The organism is Parcubacteria group bacterium (genome assembly GCA_016204045.1).
Taxonomy (GTDB): Bacteria; Patescibacteriota; Minisyncoccia; order Phycocordibacterales; family UBA2135; genus JACQLQ01.
On sequence record JACQLQ010000004.1, the window covers coordinates 47749 to 65852 of the forward strand.

16 protein-coding genes are annotated in these 18104 nt (G+C 53.2%); 1 reads left to right on the forward strand and 15 read right to left on the reverse strand.

The window, feature by feature from the left end:
- Window positions 1-27: 27 nt before the first annotated feature.
- The 9 genes from HY455_02685 to trpS all read right to left on the reverse strand — a co-directional run bounded on the left by HY455_02685 (window position 28) and on the right by trpS (window position 10262).
- Window positions 28-1704, reverse strand: a complete 1677-nt coding sequence (locus tag HY455_02685) for a hypothetical protein (protein ID MBI4118411.1) — start codon at window positions 1702-1704, stop codon at window positions 28-30.
- A gap of 277 nt (window positions 1705-1981) precedes the next feature.
- On the reverse strand, window positions 1982-3406 hold the full coding sequence (locus HY455_02690; GenBank protein ID MBI4118412.1) for an MBL fold metallo-hydrolase: 1425 nt from the start codon (window positions 3404-3406) through the stop codon (window positions 1982-1984).
- Window positions 3407-3566: 160 nt separating this feature from the next.
- Window positions 3567-4175, reverse strand: coding sequence for a hypothetical protein (locus HY455_02695; protein MBI4118413.1), 609 nt, complete (start codon window positions 4173-4175; stop codon window positions 3567-3569).
- A gap of 124 nt (window positions 4176-4299) precedes the next feature.
- Window positions 4300-5553 carry a hypothetical protein gene (locus HY455_02700; GenBank protein MBI4118414.1) on the reverse strand — a complete coding sequence of 418 codons (1254 nt, stop codon included), beginning with the start codon at window positions 5551-5553 and terminating at the stop codon, window positions 4300-4302.
- Between the two features lie 94 nt (window positions 5554-5647).
- A complete protein-coding gene (locus HY455_02705; GenBank protein ID MBI4118415.1) occupies window positions 5648-6577 on the reverse strand; it encodes a D-alanyl-D-alanine carboxypeptidase in 930 nt (309 codons plus the stop codon).
- Between the two features lie 5 nt (window positions 6578-6582).
- Entirely contained in the window at window positions 6583-7158 is a 576-nt protein-coding gene (locus HY455_02710; protein ID MBI4118416.1) for an SMC-Scp complex subunit ScpB, read from the reverse strand.
- A gap of 7 nt (window positions 7159-7165) precedes the next feature.
- A complete protein-coding gene (locus tag HY455_02715; protein MBI4118417.1) occupies window positions 7166-7906 on the reverse strand; it encodes a segregation/condensation protein A in 741 nt (246 codons plus the stop codon).
- A gap of 8 nt (window positions 7907-7914) precedes the next feature.
- Complete coding sequence (gene aspS / locus HY455_02720) at window positions 7915-9309, reverse strand: aspartate--tRNA ligase (GenBank protein ID MBI4118418.1); 1395 nt, start codon at window positions 9307-9309, stop codon at window positions 7915-7917.
- A gap of 8 nt (window positions 9310-9317) precedes the next feature.
- Window positions 9318-10262 carry a tryptophan--tRNA ligase gene (trpS, locus tag HY455_02725; GenBank protein MBI4118419.1) on the reverse strand — a complete coding sequence of 315 codons (945 nt, stop codon included), beginning with the start codon at window positions 10260-10262 and terminating at the stop codon, window positions 9318-9320.
- Between the two features lie 146 nt (window positions 10263-10408).
- Between trpS and HY455_02730 the strand changes: the two genes are divergently transcribed.
- Window positions 10409-10933: a hypothetical protein gene (locus HY455_02730; protein ID MBI4118420.1), complete on the forward strand. Its 525-nt coding sequence runs from the start codon at window positions 10409-10411 to the stop codon at window positions 10931-10933.
- A 37-nt stretch (window positions 10934-10970) separates the two neighbouring features.
- On the opposite strand, the gene HY455_02735 is transcribed toward HY455_02730, so the two are convergent.
- The 6 genes from HY455_02735 to HY455_02760 all read right to left on the reverse strand — a co-directional run bounded on the left by HY455_02735 (window position 10971) and on the right by HY455_02760 (window position 17967).
- Window positions 10971-12605 carry a hypothetical protein gene (locus HY455_02735; GenBank protein ID MBI4118421.1) on the reverse strand — a complete coding sequence of 545 codons (1635 nt, stop codon included), beginning with the start codon at window positions 12603-12605 and terminating at the stop codon, window positions 10971-10973.
- A gap of 92 nt (window positions 12606-12697) precedes the next feature.
- A complete protein-coding gene (locus HY455_02740; GenBank protein MBI4118422.1) occupies window positions 12698-13456 on the reverse strand; it encodes a hypothetical protein in 759 nt (252 codons plus the stop codon).
- Window positions 13457-13596: 140 nt separating this feature from the next.
- Window positions 13597-14139, reverse strand: a complete 543-nt coding sequence (locus HY455_02745) for a hypothetical protein (protein MBI4118423.1) — start codon at window positions 14137-14139, stop codon at window positions 13597-13599.
- A gap of 170 nt (window positions 14140-14309) precedes the next feature.
- Entirely contained in the window at window positions 14310-15401 is a 1092-nt protein-coding gene (locus HY455_02750) for a DnaJ domain-containing protein (GenBank protein MBI4118424.1), read from the reverse strand.
- A 65-nt stretch (window positions 15402-15466) separates the two neighbouring features.
- Window positions 15467-17383, reverse strand: a complete 1917-nt coding sequence (gene dnaK, locus HY455_02755; GenBank protein ID MBI4118425.1) for a molecular chaperone DnaK — start codon at window positions 17381-17383, stop codon at window positions 15467-15469.
- Window positions 17384-17403: 20 nt separating this feature from the next.
- On the reverse strand, window positions 17404-17967 hold the full coding sequence (locus tag HY455_02760) for a nucleotide exchange factor GrpE (protein ID MBI4118426.1): 564 nt from the start codon (window positions 17965-17967) through the stop codon (window positions 17404-17406).
- Between the last annotated feature and the right edge of the window lie 137 nt (window positions 17968-18104).

Consider the following 18104-nt stretch of genomic DNA (forward strand, 5'->3'; position numbering starts at 1 on the left):
GGTTACTAAAGTGCTACTAGGGTGCGGTTAGGCGCTGGCGGAGCGAGTCTGCTCGCCGACGTCGTCACCTTCGGTCTCGGTCGCCGCGGCCGCCGCCTGCTGCTGCTTCTCGGTCGCTCCGAGGTTGCAGCGGAGGAAGAAGCGCGCGGGGTTGTTCACCCCCGAGTACCGCTTGCCGGTCTTGTCGTCCGGATCAAGCTCGTAGAAGGACGACCCGGCGGGGATCTCCGCGAGGAGCACGGCGTGACACGCTGCCACACCGTGGATGATGATGCGAGGCTTGTTGTCCTCGCCCACCACACGTTCCACCGCCATCGGGACCGTACCCAGCTTGGCGACCGTGGTCTTCGTCCGCGTACCGTCGCGAACGATCTCACCGTCCTTGTAGACGGGAAGCGTCGGCTCGAACTCCGAGACGACGAGGACCGCGACGCCAGTGGCACCACCGTGGAAGTCGGCTGCGGAGATGAGCTTCTTGCCCTTCCCTGCGGCCTTCTTCGCGATGGTGGTCACCTCGGTCAGGGCATGCTCGGCGGCTTCCCGCTCCGCATTGGCGCGCTCGATCAGGACGCGCTCGTGCTTGAAGGCCCGAGACGCGATCATGAACGCGGCGAACGCCGTGCCCTTGTACGTGGTGCTCGCCTGCTTCGGCGTCAAGCCGAGGTCGGCGATCGCGACGGTGATGCCCGCTTCCGCGATCTGCGTGATCTTGTTGCGGAAGTAGGAGTTGCCGTGGCCGGCGACGAAGGTGACCTTGCCGTCGGCTGCGGTGACACGCACCTTGCCGCCGTCGTATTGATCGTCACCAGGGTCGGTGACGACGAGGTCACCTTCCCCACCCTTGTCCGCGACGCCGATGGCGTTGAGGTTCGGGGTGAGACCCTCGTTCAGGGCATCCAGGCTATCGCGCCAACGCTGGCTCGCTTCGCGAGCAAGCGCCGAGGCGAGATCGCCCAAGACCTCGAACGGGTTCTTGTACGCCGGCACCGCGACACCCTTGACGACGAGGTCCTTGGGCCACGTCGTCCGCATGTCGGCTGCCGTCGCCTTGAACTCCGGCGACATCTCGATCCAGCGGTCGCGCCCGACCTTGACGACACCAACCTTGCGGGTGTTGCCGTCGGTGACCGGACGCGCGACGCCGAGCGCAATGGCACGATCGGCGACGTGGCCGAGGTCGAACCAGTTGCTGGGGCACAGGAGGGCGATCGCCGTCACGTACGCGAACTTCGCGTGCCGCGAGATGACCGGCGCCTCATCGGGAGTGAACTGCCCGAAGGAGGCGTTGAAGCGCCGCTGGAGCGCCGAGTCGGCGTCGAGCTTGTCGCGACGAGCGCGCAGCATGTCCTTCTCCGTCGCCGTGCCACGAGTCGCGAGCTGGCTCGCGATCGCGAGACGGTCCGAACGCTGGCTCCAGACGATCTGGGCAACGCTGCCCGGAAGGGCATAGAGGACGGAGTTGAACGTGCTGCTCCGCTCGTCCATCTGCTGACGGCGCGCTTCCTCCGCACCGGTGTCCGGTGCGTCGGTATGCGTGCCGCCGAGGTCGGCGTCGAGATCGAACACGAGCTTGTCGGTCGCCGCGGGGGCGCCGGCCTTCTTGGTCTGCTTCACGGACTGCTCCTTGGTGGGGTTGGTCTTGGCATGCTCCAACGCCTCCGCAAAGGAGGTCGTCGATTGACGGCGAGGAGTGCTCTTACCCATCTTGGGTTTCCTTCTTCAGTGCTCCTTCGGAACATCCCACAATGGGATGTCTCGTGGAGCGATAAACATACTCAAGGTTACACGAGACCCTGCCTTCTTAGGGGCAAGGTATCTGTAGTATAGTATAGCAAATTAAAAGAGCCCTGTCAAGTGCTACCTTGACAGGGCTCGGGGGGTGCCGATATGGCCTTATTTCGTCAAGCGAGGACGGCAAGTGGAGACGCTTTAGGCGGCTCCACTTGCTCCGAGCGAAGACGAAATATAAGACGAAGTGCTTTTACACCCCAAGGATAAATAAAGAACCGTTTCGATCCCGCGTGGGTGGGAAATGTATTTTTGTCTTCCCATCCGCCGCAAATGACGAGGCATCGGCACCCGAAATATAGCGTTGCACACCACGCTTGTCACCATGGACAAAGACCAAATGTTGCGGGTTCATGCCCCGCGCAAACTGCTCCAGTTGGTCCGTCTCAGCGTGACCAGACATGCGTTCATCGATAACAGTGGCGTTGATCGGATACCACTGCTTCCGACGGCTTTTTCTGCCATCGGGTAGCTGGATCGCCTTACTCTCGAGGAATCTGTCCGCCATGGCTTCGCGGAGCAAACCTGCTGGTGTGTCCTCACAGGCGTAGCCTGACAAGAAAACACCATGTCCCCTTATGGGCAAGAGTAGCTTCATCCACTCAACCGCGGCCCCTTGCCCCATGCCGCCAGTTGCGATGACAACACCCGACCAACCGGACTTGAGCAGCTTTTCGCGGTCCGCTTGACCTTGTACACCTTGCACGGTGTGCAGATGCGCGCTGGGGAGGAACCCCCTCGTCATCTCGGCGACCTTGATGCCGACTCCGTCCAGGAGGATCTTCTCGGGTGGCATTCCGTTTCTCACCAAATCTTCCACAAACCACTGAACGCGATCGCGGAATGAAAGGATGAGCGCTATGCCACCATGGTCGACGATGTTTTCTACTCCGGAGAAAAACTCCTCTTTTGCCTCCTCGCGGCTTTTCCGCGATTTGGCATTAAGATTTGTCGCCTCAGAGATGAGCATCGTTGTCCGACGCATCTGCAAGAAGAGTGCTGGAGACAAGTGCGGGTTCGGGGTAAATGAAATGTCCCCGGTGTGGAAGATCGTCTCACCCCAGGCTTCGATGCCCGGCGAAACAGATCCCAATGTGTGCCCGGCGTCTGCCGGCAGCAACTTGATGCCTTCCGCGAGTTGGATTTCCCGACGCGGCTTAATGAAATTGATACCGCTTTTGATGCGGGCGATGTGCGCACGGGTGAAGCGTGGCGTATGGTCTGCCCACCCCCTCCCCTGCATATCTCGCGCATCTTCTTCCCATAGCATCGCCGCAAATGCGGCTGTTTCTCGTGTCATCAAGATGCGAATGGGCAATCCCGGAAATTCCTGCTCCACTCCGAGCACAATGAGGATCAGTGCACCGCTGTGGTCAAAGTGTTCGTGTGTGAGCACAATGACAAGTTCAGTCACACCTGAACGCAAGAGCTCATAGAGCCCCTGCATGTCGGGCAAACTCTTGTCATAGTGCTCGGGGTCACGCGACGTTCGAGGGTCGCGCCCCGCATCAATCATGACGGCTATCTTTTGCCGTCCACTTTGGAGCAAAATCACGTGGCAGCTTGCGCCAATTTTCTGCGCGCCACCAAGGAAAGCAACACTAATACTTCGAGACATCCGTAATGCCTTTCGTCGCTTCGTGTGAAAGACCAAGAGTCTTACTCAAGTATACTACTATAAAATAAAGAAAAAGTCAAATCGACTACGTTTTGGGCTGTATATGCAAAAACCCTCCGCTGCGCGTGGAACGCACAGCAGAGGGTGTGGCACAAAGTGCCTAGACAGAAGTTGGGGCCTGACAGGCCGTGAGGAAAGGGCCATCCGTAAGGACGATCGTGTGACGCGGCGGCTTCTTCTTTGCCGCATCGCTGTAGCCGCGCGTGTCGATGAGCTCGACGGTGTCAGCGCGCGGCGGCGGGTTGTCATACACGTGGCAGAACTGCCAGGTGCTTGCCGCCCGCTCAGCGAAGCTTCGCTTTGCGAGCTCAATGTTGGCGAGCATCTCCGCATGCTCCTTCGGTGTCGCCTGAGCCAACCTGTGGTCGAGCGCGGCTTGCCGCTCGAATGCGAAGTTGGCGACGTACTGCGTGCCCGACGCACGGTCGAGCGACAGACCATGGACACCTGCCAGCACGAAGTCGAGGGACGCCAGTTGGCCGAGGATCTCCGGCGACACGGCGACAGACGGCAGGTTGTCGATGACCTTCACCCCCGGACGAACACCCTGCTGCGCTTGGCGCGCTTGCATGGCACCGTTCAGAGGACGCTCGACCAACGGCGCCCCAACGGGTATGACCGACGCGTTCGGGCTGTTGAACTTGAACAGGATGACCCGCGAAACGGACCCCCCACTAAGCTCGACTCCACCAATGGTCTTTGTGGCCATCGGGTTTCTCCTTCCGTAAAACAAGGTTCAGATACAAGTGAATTTTATCATATTATAGACAAAAGTCAAGCCCCCGGTCGCACGAAGCGGCCGGGGGCATAATTATGAAAATATAATCAGTTTTCTACAGTGTCTGTGCGAGCTGTCCCGAAGAATCTGTCGGGGAACTCCCAAATATCTGCATGCGTTTCTTCGCCTCGTACGTCACGACGGGGAGGCCGTCGAGGAATGTCACTTCCGAGTGTTTCTTCCATTGGGCACTAAGTGCAGTTTCCCAGGAGAGAATCCATGGACGTACTCGGATGTTGATCAACCCAGCGAGTTCCTTTACGCGGTTAATTGCGTGAAGAAAATCAATATCACCGGTGATGAGTGCGAGTATAAGCTCTTCGCCCTCCACCATCTCACCCATCTGTCTTACGGAGTGGTATACAATGTCCGCGGCCATCAAGGGGTCGGTGTCAGACTTTTCGTGGAAAATGATCTGGAAACTCCCCCGCGCGGCACTACCCCGCATATTCTTCTGCGCCGCAAAATTCTTCACGAGGCGCGGACTCGAATATACATACGCCCAACCACCAGCAAGAGAGAGCGGCTCATTCCCCGAAGGTCCGAGACAAACACGATGCATGAGCCCCGCCCAATCTACATCACGCAATTCAACAAGGCGCTCTTTGGCGGCCGGGCCCGTAATTGGTTCGACGCGCTCACCGCTAAACTTGCGATTCTTTGCGATAAGCGCCTCGCTTTCTCCGCCCCTTCTCCGACCAGTCAGATTTGCCGCGTCGACAAAGACGAGTACGCGAGGACGCATCTTCCTCACTGGCGGAGTTTTGTCAGCTGGCGACACTCCCGCGCCGTGAGCGACAATCTTGCCCCACTCTGCCGCATGCTTCGCGCGCGCGGTAGCCGGTACGACTGCTGCCGGTGCCGATTTGGTTGCACGAGGCAGAAGCGGTGTTGCTGGCGAACTTGCCCCAGTCTCACTCTCGCCACCCTCTTTCGGAAGCGGTTTCCCATCCCTGCGAAAGATTCGAAACTTCCGCTCCGCTCTGACTCCTGCACCACTTGGTGGCGTGGGGGTAGGAGGAGAAGCTACGGCGGTAAGCGGAGTTACGATCTCCTCTGGCCGCTTGATGAAGTGTATTGACTCAATCGACTTCCCTCTGCCACGGAATTCGAATACGGGCTTTAGCCACTGACATGCGGCTGCCTTATCAATATAGTGACGCCAATTGTTGGGCACATGAAGATATGCCCGGAAGAGCGTACGACCATCCCCAGCGGCCGTCGCTTTCTCATAAAGATGGCGGTAGACGATCGCGAGATTCTCTTCTGCGGCGCCTGCTCCCCGCTTCAAAACGGGCCTTGCTGACATTGGGCGGCCTCACTTTCTTGTTTAGGTTCGGCTAGGGTTCTTTCGCGATTATGACAGATTTAGCTTATTAGTCAACCTCGTTATTTGATGCCCCTTATTGAGCGCTGATTTCTTCTAGTGTCGCCCAGACGAGTTTCTCCACATCAGAAAAGCGTCCCTCTTCGGTCCCCCCTAAGACAACGACGGCGATTGGACGCGTTGGCCCCGCCTCAAACACCACAGCAAGATTACCTCCCGCAAGATCGGTGAACCCTGTTTTGGATGCAATGATCGCGGGGAGTGTTTCTATCGTCTTGTGGGTATTTTCCACATTATGCACTTTGTTATCGAGCGAGATGAATGTCCGTCTCGCGTACGGAGTCGCTTCGAAAATACTTGGGTGCTCCCGAAGTGCATACGAAAGGAGGAGCGCGAAGTCGCGCGCAGAGCCATACGCGCCGCTCAACCCCGCCGATACATCAAGTCCGGAAGGATTTATGAAAAATGTTTGCGTCATACGGAGCGCTCGCGCCTTTTCATTCATAAGGGTACGCATACTGCCCCCTTCTCCTTCTAATTCTCCTGGCGGAAGAGCCCCGAAGGTCGCCGCGGCCCCGAGTGCAGCCGCCCCATCATTGGAAGAAGTTACAAGCGTGAGGCCGATCAAATCTTTTGCCCGCCAACGCTCGCCTACCAGAAGCCCGCTATCGCCTTCTTCCGCCACGGCGTCTTTGCCAACAACAATCTCTGCATCTTTCTGCAGAGCCTCTTCTGCCAAGAGCGCCGTCATCACCTTTGTGAGCGATGCAAGCGACAACTGTGCTTCGGGATTCTTTTCGAAAAGTGGTTTCTCTAGAGCAATGTCCCACACCATAGCTGACCGAGCAGAGAGTTGAAGTCCTTCGTATGGAGAACCAAGGACGTCCGTCTCTGTACCTTTGCTCACTTCTCGAGGAGCTCCCAAAAACAACGCAGACACGAGAAAGACGAATAGCAGAGCCGCTGCTACCCATACTAGGTTGTGAATTGTGTATCGAGCTTCCATACTAGTTAGGATTCTTTTTCTGCTACTTCCCCCTCTCTCGAGCCCGCCTGTGTTCCTTGTACTTTTTCAAACGCCTCCATTTCTGCCCGCACCGTCGCGTACTCTGAAAGCTCGCTTACGTGGGTAACTCCGAGGTGCGCAAGCAAATCAAACGTTGGTCGATACAGGAAACTGCGTGTATCTTCGGGATTGGAAACCCGCTCGATCAATCCCCTCACTAGCAAATTTCTTAGGATAAAACTCGAATTAACGCCTCGTATGTAGTCGATATTACTCCGAGAAAGCGGTCCGCGATAGAGAATAATAGTGAGCGTTTCGAGTGAAGCCTTACCCAGGTCTTTTGACAGTTCTTCCTTGTTAATTTTTTCGATTAAGGCGCTCACCTCCGGGGCGGTCCCGAGCATAACCTCATCATCTTTCCTTAGAAGAGCAACACCCCGGTCCTTGAGGGCTACCCCGAGCGTCACGAGCGCCTCTTCGACCTCCTTTTCGCTTGCACCCAAAAGTCGCCCGAGCTCTTTACCGGTAAGCGGCTCTGCTTTGTGAAAAAGTATGGATTCAATTTGTTTGTCTAATGACATGAGTCTTTCAGAGGTATTTGGGAGTTGCCACATCTCCACTTTCCATTGCTATATCTTCAAAATGCTTATCCTGTCGCACTGTAATAATACCACGCTTCACAAGCTCTAACATTGCGAGAAAGCTCACGACGATACCAATTGTATCTTTTTTATCACGCGCGAACTCCTTGAAACTGATAGCAAGCGCTCCTCGAATGCGCCCCGCCAAATCGTCCATCATCTCCTCGAGCGAAATGACCTTGCGTACCATGATTTGGGGAATATCACTAATCTTTGGCAATCGCTTAAGTACATTCATTACGGTGGACAACAGGTTCGGCGCCGTAAGTTCGCCCGTTGGCGCAAAGACCGGAATTATATCCTTCGAGGGTTCACGATAATAGACGATTGCCGCACCATATCGTTCGCGCACTATGGGGACAAGGTCACGCATTCGCTTGAGAAGGCGTAGGCGTTCTTCAAGGTTCTCGATGTTCTCCTCCTCTTCTTCTGTGAGAGTAAGCGCCGGAAGCAGTGCCCGCGACTTGATGAGAACCAGCGTCGAGGCGACAAGAATGAAATCGGCCGCTTCTCGTGTTGGAAATTCGGGAAGTGATTCAATGTACGAGATATAGTCGTCGGTAATCTCGGCAAGCGACACATCGCTTATGTGGAGTTTCCGCTCTTGGATAAGTGTCAAAAGAAGGTCCAGTGGGCCTTCAAATGTACGCGTCTTTACCTTGTATCCTTGCCCTTCCTGACTACTCATGGAATCAATCACTTCTTCTTTTTAATGGAGATACCAAGCTCATCTAACTGCTTTTGAGCAACGTCGGAAGGGGCGCTCATCATAAGATCCCTCCCCTCTCCTGTCTTCGGGAATGCGATTACTTCGCGAATGTTGGGTTCGTTTTGGAGCACCATAATAAAGCGATCGATACCTGGGGCTATGCCACCATGGGGCGGCACTCCACGCCGAAATGCCTCGAGCATGTGCGCAAACTCTTTTTGTTGTCGTTCGTCAAAGCCAATGAGCTTAAAGATCTTTTGCTGAAGATCGGAATTGTGAATGCGGATACTGCCACCCCCGACTTCGTAGCCGTTCAGAACCATGTCGTGTTGGTAAGAGCGCACAGAGCCCGGGTCCGTATCGAGTTTTCCTAAGTCTTCCTCCTTTGGGGCTGTGAACATGTGATGGCTTGGCGCAAAGTGACCATTCTCAAGGGTGGGCTCGAAAAGCGGAAAATCAAGTACCCACACAAAAGCCAGAAGATCGGGGTCTTCTTTGTTCTCGCGAATATCCGGTCGGTCGGTTCCGTACTTCTTCATTGCCTCCTCATAGCTCATGCGCGGCCACGGGGTTTGCTGCATGCGTTTCTTCGGGTAGAGCTCCTGCACAATTGAGGTGTAAAGCTCCTCTGTTAGATTCAAAATCTCCTCCTGTGTTGGAAATGCCATCTCAATATCAAGCTGGGTGAATTCGGCTTGCCTGTCGCCACGCATGTCTTCATCGCGAAATACGCGGGCAACCTGAAAGTACCGCTCAAAGCCGGAGGCCATGAGAAGTTGTTTGTATTGCTGGGGTGATTGCGGCAAGGCGTAGAACTTACCTTGGTCCAACCGCGAGGGCACGATGTAGTCTCTCGCTCCTTCGGGGGTCGACTTCGTCAAAATAGGAGTCTCAATCTCCACAAAACCTCGTTGCCCTAAAAAGGCGCGCATGTACTGTATGACCTTGTCACGCATGCGCATGTTTTTCTGGAGACGCGCTCGGCGCAAATCGAGATAACGATATTTGAGACGAGTCTCTTCGCTCACCTCATACCCTGGAGTTCCAAGGTCAAAGAGTGGTGTTTCGGCGCTGTTCAATACCTCGAGGGCTGTGAACTCGAGCTCTATGTCGCCGTTGTCTTGCTCGGCGTTCACCATCTTTTCGGGGCGTTTGTTGACCATCGCCTTTCCTTTGATGACCCATTCCTGCCGTAGTGTGTCTGCTATGTGGTGCGCGGTTTCGTGTGTGGGTTTCGCAACGGTTTGCACCAGTCCTGTCTCATCACGAAGATCGAGGAAGATGAGCTTCCCGTGGTCGCGGCGACCTGAAATCCACCCCGCAACAGTAACCTCTTTGCCGACGTGTGAGTGTAAATCCTTAATGTAAGTACGAGATACCATATGTTTGTTTATCGAACGCCAACTTTAGCACGAACATCGCGCATCTTGGTAGACGCAATCGCTCTCGCCCTCTCCCCTCCTTCTCGCAGAAGCGCGTCAACATCGTACTCTTTCTCGAGCTTCTCGCGCTTTTCTCGCATCGGCGCAATAAATGCATCCAAATCTTCGACAAGCGCCTCCTTGAGCGCTTTGTAATTCCCCACATGTGCGTCGTACAAGGGCTCCAATACTTGGGCATCTCGAAGGAGTCGGTGGATTGCAAATACATTTTCTGGACGGCCTCCTTTAGAATCCGTGACAATGGCCATGACCTTTTCTACGATGACTTCGCGTGATGCAAAAAGTGGAATGTAGTTATTGTAACTCTTTGACATCTTGCGCCCATCAAGCCCTGGCACCGTCGCAACTTCCTTCATAATGCGCTCTTCTGGAAGTTTGAAGGTCTCACCAAAAAGTCGATTGAATTTCTCTGCCGTATCTCGCGCAAACTCGACATGCTGTTTTTGATCTTGCCCGACAGGAACAACGTCCGTATCATAGAGCAAAATGTCCGCCGCCATAAGCATTGGGTAATCAAAAGTACCGACAGACACCTCCTCACCCTTAGCTTCTGCATCCTTGTACGCGTGTCCACGCGAGAGATAGGAGACGGTCGTGATGCAGTTAAAAATCCAAGCAAGTTCAGTGTGTTCGGGAACGTCGGATTGGCGAAAAAGAAGTACTTTCTTGGGATCGAGCCCGACCGAGAGATAGCCGAGAATAACTTCTCTGACAAAACTCTTAAGTAGTTTTGGATCGTGGAGTGTCGTCAGCGCGTGATAGTCTGGGATGAAAAAAGTGCTCTCGTATTCACTCTGAAGCTCCACTGACTGCTTCATCATGCCGAAATAGTTGCCGATATGGAGAAGCCCCGTCGGCTTGATGCCGGAGAGCATTTTCTTCCTCTCTTTCATCCCCATATCCTAACAGCAAAAAACGGAACAAGCAACGTAAACATTGGTTATATTGCCGGCCGAGACATGCGAATACGGGAATGATTTACAACCGCCATGGAAGTGTAGTATTGTGAGCCTAGTGTCCTTGACGTAGGAGCAAAGTTGTGACACACACAGGGACTTCAGTTCCGCCGCTCGTGACCCGATTGGCTCGAGAGCTCGGACTTTCTCTCGCGTTCGTAGAAGCTGCGCAGAGACGTGAGGATGAGCAAAGTGAGTGGGGCACTTTGTGGGCAATTGCCAGAAACGAAGATACTCCCGTCACTGTGTTAAGCAAGCTCGCAACACACGACGGTGCTGATGTGCGCCTTGCTATCGTAATGAATCGTAAGACGCCCGAGGAGCTTCTGGTCCGTTTTGTGAACGACGAGGGTCCAATTATCCGGCGCGAGACAGCGACGAGGTTGTCGACCCAGACCGAAGCATTGCGCACTCTGGCAAAAGACGCAGACTCGAGCGTGCGGGTAGCTGTTGGGGCAAATCAAAACACACCCATTGATGTCCTTGAGGAGATGACTTCAGACTCTGAGGAGAGCGTACGTCTTGCCGTAGCGACGAACAAAGCTTCGCCTGACCACGTTAAGACAAAAGCGCGCGCACCAAGAGTGGTGTCAAAACCAAAAGCCTAGGCTTTTGGTTTTTTTGTTTTATCGAGCGAAGAAACCTCTATTTCCCCGTCGGCAACTCAATATAGAACGTCGATCCCTTACCCTTACCCTCTGATTCAACCCAAATCCTTCCATGATGCGCATCGACTATCTGTTTTGCGATATAGAGTCCGAGCCCAGTACCTCCTGTATTTACCTTAAAGGCGCCGTCAGCTCGAGAAAACTTCTGGAAGAGTTTTTCGGCATCCTCCTTCCCAACACCAACGCCCGTGTCAGCAACCGCAAGTCGCACAAGGTTCTTGCCGGGAACAAGTGCGGTCGAAATAGTAATCCCCCCTTCTTTGGTATATTTGACGGCATTATCAATAATGTTTTCGATAACTTGGCTTAGCTTACCGGAGTCGCCGATGATACTGCATGCGTCTTCTTCTCCGACACGCATTTTGAGAACAAGCCCCTTCTTCTCTATCGTCGGACGAAACTCCTTCACAATATCGCGCACACGCTCGCAAAGGTCTATTGTCTGAAATTCATATTTGAGCCGGTTCTGCTCGATACGGGAAATGGTGAGGAAGTCTTCCACCACCTTGACGAGCCGATCGCTGGAGACAAACACTCGGTCCAGGGCCTCTCGCGCCTTGGGGGGGAATTCTCCAAACGATCCCTCGATAAGCATGGAAACGTAGCCCTTGATAGCGGTGAGGGGGCTCCGAAGCTGATGCGAAGCAAGCGAGAGAAACTCGGACTTCCGCTGGTCAAGCTCTTTCAACTTCTCGTTAGCCGCGGCAAGCTCTCCCGCCAGACGCTCAACCTCCTCGCGCGCCTTCACCTCCTGGAGCACGCTTCGAATGAGGAGGATGCCGAAAACAATAGTAACAAGGAGAAGGACGACGTTGATGATGCGATCCCCTGTGTCACTCGAGGCAATCGTCCGGGCAAGCAAAATAACCCAAATACCCACGGTAAGCACCTCCGCGAAGATAACCTTGAGGTTAAAGAAGTTGTATCTCATGAGGTTGTAGAGCCCAATGCCGGTGAGAGCGGTCGTGACCAAAATAGGATTGATATAGAACAAAGAAAAGTTCCCGAAGAGTGGGAAGACGAGGTTAAAAACAATACCAAGTGTGCCTGCGGCAAAATTTGCGAGAAGTGCAAAGCGTATTTGTTGCCTCGCACTTACGAGAGCCTTCTCTGGCGAACGGAGTTTTGCCCAAAAAACAGCGATACCCGCCAAGAACACTGCTGTTAGCATTGCGATAAAAGCAATGTACCCAGGCAGATTAAAAATGATCCGGTCACCTACACTTTCTCCTCCAAGAATTGCTTTGAGCACTAAGTCGGTGGTCGGTATAGAAAGAAGAAGCCCAATGGTGACGACAGAAACCAGAGATGGGATAAAGAACGGAACCCGTGATGGAACTGGGTAATACAGCGCAAACCAAAAGAAGGAGAGATAGGCGATGTAGCCGAAGATGTAATGGAGGTTTGCCGCCGCCGCAAAGACTTCGAAGGGGAAGACATCGACGAGCGTGAGCAGGGTCGCAATCGACCACAAGCTTGCAAAGACTGATATGAGCACATAAAAGAGGACGCTTCTTGTGCGCGTACTATGAAAATACACCAAGCCAGCAAAGGCGAGGTTAATAACGGCGAAGATGATGAGAAATACTCCTAAGACGTTGCCGTAGAGCATAGTGTGATCTTTCAATCTTTATACTACCACAGGGCAATATACCTATGTGGAGAGAAACATATAAAAAGCCGCTCGAGAGCGGCTCAAAAACATTACGTAATATCTAGCGCATCAACACGTGCCCGCTCGAGTACCTCTTCGGCCGCTTGGCTAAAAAGCAACTCGACTGCCTTAGTCTCACGCTTCATGTCTTCTGCAACGACGATAGAATCCTCAGACGGATGCACTGCGCGAGCCAGATCTTCATCGATCTCGAGGTGTGATGGCCCATCGTGGTGCGCAATGTGCAACTCCCCCCAGGCAAACTGACCGTCGAGCTGTTCCGTGAATGGACGCGAACCACAGAGAAAGGCGGAGAGCTCTTCCGCGATGTATTCGGTTGCGGCAAGCGCACAGAAGAACTTGAAAGGATCGTCTGTATACGCCTTATCGATAAGCGCCTGAATGCAATGCACTCTCTCTCGAGCCACCCCGAGTGTGGTCAGATTGAGCCCCATCTTGGAAGCATCGTCATGCCATGTGCGAGCGTGCTCACCCTCTTCTTCGTGCATCTGACGAAGGACGTGAGCGGCGGAAACAAAGTACTGTTGTGCAATCTCGGTGCTAAAGCGGCCCTTGAGAAGCCTACGGAGGGGCAGCCTCTTCGACTGCGCATCAATTGCTTTCTCAAATTCGTACACAAACGGCCAGAAGCCAACGAGGAGCGCCCGCATGGCTGTCGGGCTGCCTCTGCCACAATTCGCGATGAGTGTCGAACCCTCGACAAGACCGCGAGCAAAGCCACGAAGAAATCCTCGATCAACAATAGGATTGGGATAGAGCAACCAATGCTTTCCCGCCGGTTTCGTCATCAGAGTTCCTCCACGTACCAGAACTGATCCTAGAGTAATATATGAAAAGGTCTGTGTCAAACTCAAAGGTTGGTCTGTACAATTAAAAAATGAAGCCGCCGGTTTCCCAGCGGCTTCGATACAACGCAACGTCTCGACTGTCAGCTTGCCGCCGAGGTGGTCTGCCCCTTGAATGCGGCGGCCTCGTCCTGGACTTGCATCTGCTCATACTCGCTCGCAAGCCCGCCAGCACCGAGGTCGTGCACAACGCGGTTGACGATCCGCTCCCAGTTCGAGTCGAGCGGAATGTCGTACAACCATGCGCGATACTGCCGCACCTCATTGCCTTGGAGACCAGTGACCACGCTCGGATCAAGGTAACTCGCCTCACCCTTCCTGAAGAGCTTCAATTCCCCCAACTCGGGAATCGTCGCCTCGATGGTGTTGCCGTCTAAGAAGGGTTGACCTTCGAAGAAGGTGATCACAATCGGATCTGGGGTCTGTCGAACCCATTCGCTCTGCGGGGTCTTTTTCTCCGCCACCCAGATGACTTCGATGATGTTCTCCCTGCCCTCGCGACGAACCCCCTTCACAGGTCCACGGAGGACACTGCCGTCCCTACGCATGACTTGGACGTCACCGAATTTCATCTGGGGGTTATTCCCACGCGAGACGACGTCAAACCACGTTATTTGTGCCCTCATCCTGTTCCTCCAACAAGGTACTTTTCTGCGGCAGGATGCCACAGAAGGTATCGGCCCTTAAGCCGATTATGACTGGATTATATCATAAATAGACAAAAAGTCAATAATTAACACAGCCGCCCTTAGGCGGCTGTGTTGGAAACAACAATATTAAAAATTTGGAAGTTGCTTTAGATCCCCTCTTTTCTAAGCTTCTCGATGAGCTCTTTGGTGCGCTCGGAAAGATTTGACGGGAGATTGACGTTTAACTTTACAAGGAGGTCACCCTTGCGCCCCCCTTCCAAAGGCACACCCTTTCCTTTTACTCGAAGTTTTTCGTTTAAGCCGACTCCGGCAGGAATCTTTACCTTGAGTACAGAGCCATCAAGCGCGTGCACTGGGTATGTGGCGCCGAGGAGCGCGTCAGTTAACTTGATGTTCAAATTCATAACGAGGTCATTGCCATCTCTACGGAAATACGGATGCCGCGCAACATGAACCCGAACATACAAGTCGCCTGGTGTCCCTTTGAGCACAGCTTCACCTGTTCCGGGTTCGCGAATCACGCTACCGTCCTCAATACCAGCAGGAATACGGATAGTGATTTCTTCTTGTCTTCGGAGTACGCCCATACCGCGACACTCGTGACATGTTTCGTTAGGTACTTTGCCTTCTCCTTTGCATTCATCACATTCCCGAACGCTCGTAATGGTGCCGAGCACCGTCGAGCGTGTTTCGTGGAACCGTCCTTGTCCGTTACATGGTACGCAAGTCTTGGTTCCCGTACCCGGTTCCCCACCAGTGCCACTGCATACGGTGCACTTTGTCGTCTTGGCGAGCAATACTGTGCGCTCTACACCATACGCTCCTTCGGCAAAAGAGACGTCGATATCTATTGAAATGTCTCTCCCTCGAGGTGTCCCGCTTCGAAAACCGCCTCGCCAGTTTCCGGATCCGGCAACACCGCCAAAAAAATCTTCGAAGATATCTCCCAAGTCGAATCCCGCGCTACCGAATCCTCCCGAACCAAAGGGGAATCCGCCTCGGTTGGCGCCCCCCCCTTGGGCTCCACTGAAAACACTTCCGTACGCGTCGTACTCCGCGCGGCGCTTGTCATCCGAAAGTGTGTAATATGCTTCGCTAATTTCTTTGAACTTACTTTCATCCCCTGTCTCTTTGTTGTCAGGATGAAACTTGCGCGCAAGTTGGTGGTACGCTTTTTTGATATTCTCCTTTGTGGCGCCCTTCGAAACACCGAGAACTTGGTAATAGTCTTTTGGCATAGAGGTAGTATAGTATCACTTTTGATTGTAGCAAGCCTCTAAAAGAGTGCAACGGGTTTGACACATTACTCTTTTTTGTTCGTGTCGCCCCCTTCACTGCCACCTTCACCTCCTTCGCCAGCGTCGTACTCTGCGTCGCGAGTGCCATCTTCGGGAGCAGCCTGGGGACCCTTGGTAGAGCCATTACCCGCCATAGATTCGCCGATTTTCTGGAGTGAGGTGTTCAGATCTTCGACGGCCTTCTTGAGCGTCTCGGTGTTGTCCCCTTCAAGGGCCTTTTTCACGTCACCGATCTTGCTCTCGACATCCGTCTTAACCTCCGCTGGAACTTTGTCGCCATAATCCCTGATTGCTTTTTCGGCAGTGTATACCAATGTTTCCGCGGCATTTCGCACTTCTGCAAGCAAGCGCTTCTTCTCATCTTCAGAAGCATGAGCCTCCGCCTCTTTCTTCATCCGCTCCACATCTTCATCTTTAATATTGGCGCTCGCCTCAATACGAATCGATTGTTCCTTGCCGCTTGCTTTGTCGCGGGCCTTCACCGTCAAAATCCCGTTCGCATTGATATCAAAGATTACCTCGACTTGGGGGATACCGCGCGGAGATGGCGGAATGCCGTCCAGAATAAACTTACCGAGGGTCTTGTTATCAGCAGCCATCGGACGCTCACCCTGCACCACATGCACCTCTACTGATGTCTGGTTGTCAGCGGCTGTTGAGAATGTTTGCTTCCGCTCCGTTGGAATAGTGGTGTTGCGCTCTATAACCTTAGTTGCAACACCTCCAAGCGTCTCAATCCCAAGTGAGAGCGGGGTCACATCCAAAAGCAGGATGTCTTTTACGTCGCCCTGGAGAATGCCAGCCTGAATTGCGGCACCGGCGGCAACCACTTCGTCCGGGTTAATGCTCTTGTTTGGCTCTTTTCCAAATAACTCCTTAACCGCACGAACAATCGCCGGCATGCGGGTTTGACCACCCACCAAAATCACTTCCTCGATTTCGGCGTACGTAAACTTTGATACCTCCATGGCACGCTTCGTTATCTCAATAGACTTTGAGATGTAGGATTCGGCAAGCGCTTCGAGCTTGGCCCGTGATAGCTTGGTCACGAGGTGCTTAGGTCCATTCTGGTCCGAGGTGATAAACGGAAGGTTGATCTCAGCTTCCATCACTTCTGAAAGCTCGTGTTTCGCCTTCTCTGCCGCTTCTTTAAGGCGCTGGAGTGCCAATGGGTCCTTTGAGATATCAATACCGTTTTCCTTTTTAAACTCCCCTGCGAGATGGCGTACTATCTCACGGTCAATATCTTCTCCACCCATGTGACTATCCCCATCAGTCGCCTTAACCTCTATGACTTCGTCCCCCACCTCAAGGACGGTAATATCAAAGGTTCCTCCACCAAAATCATACACTGCGATCTTTTCGTTTTTCTTTTTTTGAAAACCATAAGCAAGGGCCGCCGCTGTTGGCTCGTTTAAGATACGCCGCACATTGAAACCAGCGATCTCTCCGGCAACTTTAGTCGCCTTGCGCTGTGAGTCATCGAAATAGGCGGGCACGGTGATGACCACCTCGGTTATCTTCTCGCCGAGTTTTGCTTCCGCGTCACGCTTAAGCTTCTGCAAGATGACCGCAGAGATTTCTTCCGGGGTGTGACGCTTGTCACCCATTGTAACTTTGACGCCTTCCGCATCCCCTTTGATTACCTCAAAGGAGACTTCCCCTTTTTCTTTTTGGATAGTAGGGTCTAGGAAGCGGTGCCCCATAAACCGCTTAATACCCGTAACTGTGTTTTGCGGGTTTGTTACTGATTGCCTTTTTGCGACAAGGCCGACAAGCCGCTCACCGTTCTTTGCGACAGCAACAACAGACGGGGTTGTCCGCCCGCCTTCAGCATTCTCTATAATTTTTGGTGTACCACCCTCGACGATAGCCATCGCTGAGTTTGTGGTACCGAGATCAATTCCGAGTATTTTTGGCATATAGATTAGAATTTTGAAATTTAGCTTGCTTTGTATTTTGCTACCTTGACCCGTGCGGGGCGGAGGACGCGACCATGGAGTGTATACCCTCTTTGCGTCACTTCCACTATCTTTCCATCATCCTCTTCGTTGTTGGTTTGAACGGTCTCAATCGACTCGTGTCTCGTGGGATCAAAGTGTGCACCTTCGGGATGTATCTCTAGTATACTATTACTCTTCAAAACACCGATGAGTTGCGTATAAATGTATTCGACGCCCGCTCGCCAGCCCTTATCTGCCTTTTCCCAAGCCTCTTTGTTCCGAAAAGCAAGTTCAAAACTGTCTACAACTGGGAGTATTTGCGAGAGGATGTCTTCTTTTACAAACTCCCGGAGTGTCTTGCGCGATTCCTCTTCAGCTTTGCGTGCATTGATGAAGTCGGCTTTTGCCCTCTGCCAGCCGTCGAGGTACTCTTGTCGTTCCTTTTCGCACTCGAGAAGCTTTTCACGAAGCTTCTTTTCTTTATCACGAAAAGAACTCTCACCTTCGTCGTTGGTTTCTTCAAGCTGGATATCATCGGCGTTTGTGTCTCTGTTGTCAGGCATAGATGAGTCCCGTACGAAATAGGACACGGACACGTGCTGACTTCAATCCACAATTGTTATCTCTATTAACAATAGATGGCGATGCCGTGTCGGTGTTTTTTGAAAGTGTCCGTGATTTCGTACGGGATGAGAATATT